The organism is Polaromonas sp. P1_E3, assembly GCF_056405935.1.
The window spans coordinates 1-3,292 of record NZ_JBFUBD010000308.1 but is presented as its reverse complement, the minus strand read 5'-3'; the positions used below and the strand labels follow the sequence as shown (position 1 = coordinate 3,292).

Sequence of the window (3,292 nt, the reverse complement as noted above, 5' to 3'; positions counted from 1 at the left end):
ATAGTTCAGGGCGCCCGACATGGTGAATCCGGCCGGATCGAATGCCGCCATGGTTCCAAAATGCGGTGTGTACTGGCGTCCAAGATTGACGGCGCCGAAGTCGCCGCTCAAACCTACCGTGGCCAGGCGCTGAAACATGTAGTTGGCACCGGTGGGTACGGTGCTGGTGGGGCTGAAGGCGGTACCGGTACCGGCGCCGGTGTCAACGAGCACCCCGGCTTCCAGCACGAAATTTGCCTTCAGGCCACCGCCGAGGTCTTCCGTGCCGCGAAACCCGAAGCGCGAACCCATGGCGCCGCCGCTGGAGATGCGCGTCACATTGCCGTTGCCGGCAGATGCAACTTCCAGGAAGGTATCTACCACGCCGTACAGCGTGACGGAACTTTGGGCCTGAGCGGCGCAACTGGCAGCAGACAGCACGGACAGTGCAAATAGTTTGGTCTTCATCAGGTCTCCTAATGTTGTTGATATAAGCGTGCTTATCGATTCGGCGCACCCCTACAGAACCCATGCACCCGTGGTTTGCGGACAGCAAACATCGCGTGAAATCGCTAATCACGGCATGAGGTTAAAGGTTTTTTAGTTATAAAAAATAAGTAAATGGTCTCTTGCCAGTCCACGAATTTATGGTTATAAAAAGTAATTAAAAAATTGTTGCCGGGTGTAGCGCCCGCGGCTGCGATGCCGTGACGTCACCGGCAGTGCGCGCCGGACAATGCGCCTTCCGCCGCAAGGCGGTGTCTGGGCTTGATCAACCGCGAACCACGCTCAAGGGTGAGTGGGCTGCCCGCCGCTGGCGAGGGCTAGAGCGAAGAGGCGAGGATTTCCTCGTATTCCCCGGCACTTGCGATGCGCGGGTTTGTCTTGTGGCAATGATCGGCCAGCGCCCCTTCGATGATGCGGCTGAATTGCGCCCGTTGCACCCCCATGGCCGACAGGCCCGTGGGCAAACCCAGGCGCGCATTCATGTCCCGGATGGCTTCGGGAATGTCGCTACCCGAAGTCAGCCCCATGGCACGGGCCATACGGTTTAACCGGTTGTCCTTTTGCACGGACTCGGCCTCGGCGTTAAAGAGAACCACTGCCGGCAAAAACATCGCGTTAAGCGTGCCGTGATGCAGCCGCGGGTCGACTCCGCCCAGGCTGTGGCTCAGCGAATGCACGCAGCCCAGTCCCTTCTGAAATGCCATGGCGCCCTGCATGGACGCGCTCATCAGGTTGAAGCGGGCGTCGCGGTCGTTTCCGTCGCGTGTCGCACGTTCGATGTGGGCCCAGCCGCGCTCCAGGCCGTCCAGGGCAATACCGTCAGCCGGTGGATTGAAGGCGGCCGACATGAAAGTCTCCATGCAATGCGCGATGGCGTCCATGYCGGTGGCGGCCGTCAGTTTCGCCGGCAGCCCCAAGGTGAGTTCGGGATCGCAGATCGCCGTTTTGGGCACCAGATGCCACGAATGGAACCCGAGCTTGCGGTGGTCGTCCACGATGATGATGGCCCCCCGGGCGACCTCGCTTCCGGTGCCGCTGGTGGTGGGCACCGCAATCAAGGGGGCCGCGCGGTCCGTGATCTTCAGTGAACCGCCTTCAATGGTGGCGTAGGTTGTGAGCGGACCTTCATGGGTGGCGGCAATCGCCACGCCTTTGGCGCAGTCAATGGCCGAACCACCACCCACCGCGATCAGGCCATCACAGCCGGCAGACTTGTACAGGGCCGCGGCTGCGCGAACGGCCGCCTCGGTCGGGTTGGAAGGGGTCTGGTCAAATACCGCCACCTGCACGCCAGGCAGCGCATCGAGCGCTTTCTGCAAAATACCCGCGGCTTTGACGCCGGGGTCGGTGACGATGAGCGGGCGCGTGATGCCGACACGCTCACATTCCTGTTTGAGCAGCTTGACCGCGCCAAATTCAAACTGGATCTGGGTGACGTAATAGATAAAGGCCATGGTTTTGCTGTCTTTCGCGTTGTACGATGCTGGGCGGTTTTCTGCACCGCCCATCTTGCCGCAATCGGCTTGACCTTACTTTAATAGTTGGAGACGTCCATGAATTGCAAGCAAACCCTGATGCTGGTCACATTGGCGATAGCGGCTTTCCCGCTCCAAGCCGAATGCCTCAGCGATGCGCAGGTCGGCGACATGGCGGAAAAGATCGCAGCCCGGCTGCCTGCGGGCAACCCGGAAGGCCTCAGCGAAGCCGATGGCGCATGCACACGCGCCAAACTCAATGCGCTGCTCGAAAAGCGCCACGGCAAGGTGATCGGCTACAAGGCTGGCCTCACCAATCCGGCGGTACAAAAACGCTTTAACTACGACCAGCCCGTTTGGGGCAAGTTATACGAGGGCATGGTTCTGCCCGGCGGATCCGCCGTTGACGCGGCGTTTGGCGCCCGGCCGCTTTTTGAAGCCGACATGCTGGTTCGCGTCAAAAGCGCAGCCATTAACCAGGCCCGCACGCCTATGGACGTGCTTGAGGCGATTGACCAGGTCATTCCCTTCATTGAATTGCCTGACCTGGTCGTCCAGGCACCGCCCCGGCTCAACGGCCMGGCAGTCAGTGCCATCAATGTCGGCGCCCGTTTGGGTGTTGCGGGGACGCCCCTTGCTGTCCCGGCGACAAGGGCAGAGCGTTATGCCATGCTGGCCATGCTGGAAAACATGACCGTGGTTCTTGCAGACGGCACGGGTAACGAGCTGGGAAGAGGCAAGGGCGGCGACATCCTGGGCCATCCCCTCAACGCGGTCGTCTGGCTGACCGGCGCCCTCGCTAAAGAAGGCCTTGCGATGAAACCGGGCGACCTGATCAGCCTGGGCTCGTTTTCACCGCTGCTGCCGCCCAGGGCAGGGCTCACCGCCACAGCCACTTACACCGGGTTGGCCGGCGCGTCGCCTGTGTCGGTAACCTTCAAGTAATGCGCCGTCTTCCTTCCGAGACCTTGCTGACACCGGTCATGCGGGACGTGCTCAGCCGAATGAAGCGGGCCAATCGCCCGCCGTTTCATACGCTCACACCCGCAGCGGCCAAGGCGGCCTACGAAGCAGGCGCCGGTGTGCTCGAAATTCCCAAGCCAGCATTGGGCAGGGTCGAGGACCTGTCCATTCCGGCCAGGGACGGCCACCGCCTGCCGGCGCGGCTCTACGCGCCCTCGGCGGAGCGCCTGCCGGTGCTGCTTTATTTTCATGGCGGCGGCTTTACCATCGGCAGTGTGGCAACGCATGATGTGTTGTGCCGGCAACTCAGCCGCCTGTCGGGCTGCGCCGTTGTTTCTGTGGACTACAGGCTGGCGCCAGAATACAAG

4 protein-coding genes are annotated in these 3,292 nt (G+C 61.6%); 2 read left to right on the top strand and 2 right to left on the bottom strand.

The annotated features are described in order from the left end of the window. Both AC1D0Z_RS18345 and AC1D0Z_RS18340 read right to left on the bottom strand, forming a co-directional pair. Positions 1-447 (bottom strand): porin (locus tag AC1D0Z_RS18345; RefSeq protein ID WP_477659631.1); only part of this gene is annotated, 447 nt, incomplete at its 3' end. 356 nt (positions 448-803) lie between these two features. Beyond that, a complete protein-coding gene (locus tag AC1D0Z_RS18340) occupies positions 804-1,940 on the bottom strand; it encodes an iron-containing alcohol dehydrogenase (protein ID WP_477659630.1) in 1,137 nt (378 codons plus the stop codon). 99 nt (positions 1,941-2,039) lie between these two features. Here AC1D0Z_RS18340 and AC1D0Z_RS18335 point away from each other — a divergent pair, with 99 nt between their 5' ends. Further along, complete coding sequence (locus tag AC1D0Z_RS18335) at positions 2,040-2,906, top strand: 2-keto-4-pentenoate hydratase (RefSeq protein ID WP_477659629.1); 867 nt, start codon at positions 2,040-2,042, stop codon at positions 2,904-2,906. Beyond that, the coding region (locus AC1D0Z_RS18330) for an alpha/beta hydrolase fold domain-containing protein (RefSeq protein WP_477659628.1) at positions 2,906-3,292 on the top strand (387 nt) is incomplete at its 3' end. The genes AC1D0Z_RS18335 and AC1D0Z_RS18330, both read left to right, overlap by 1 nt.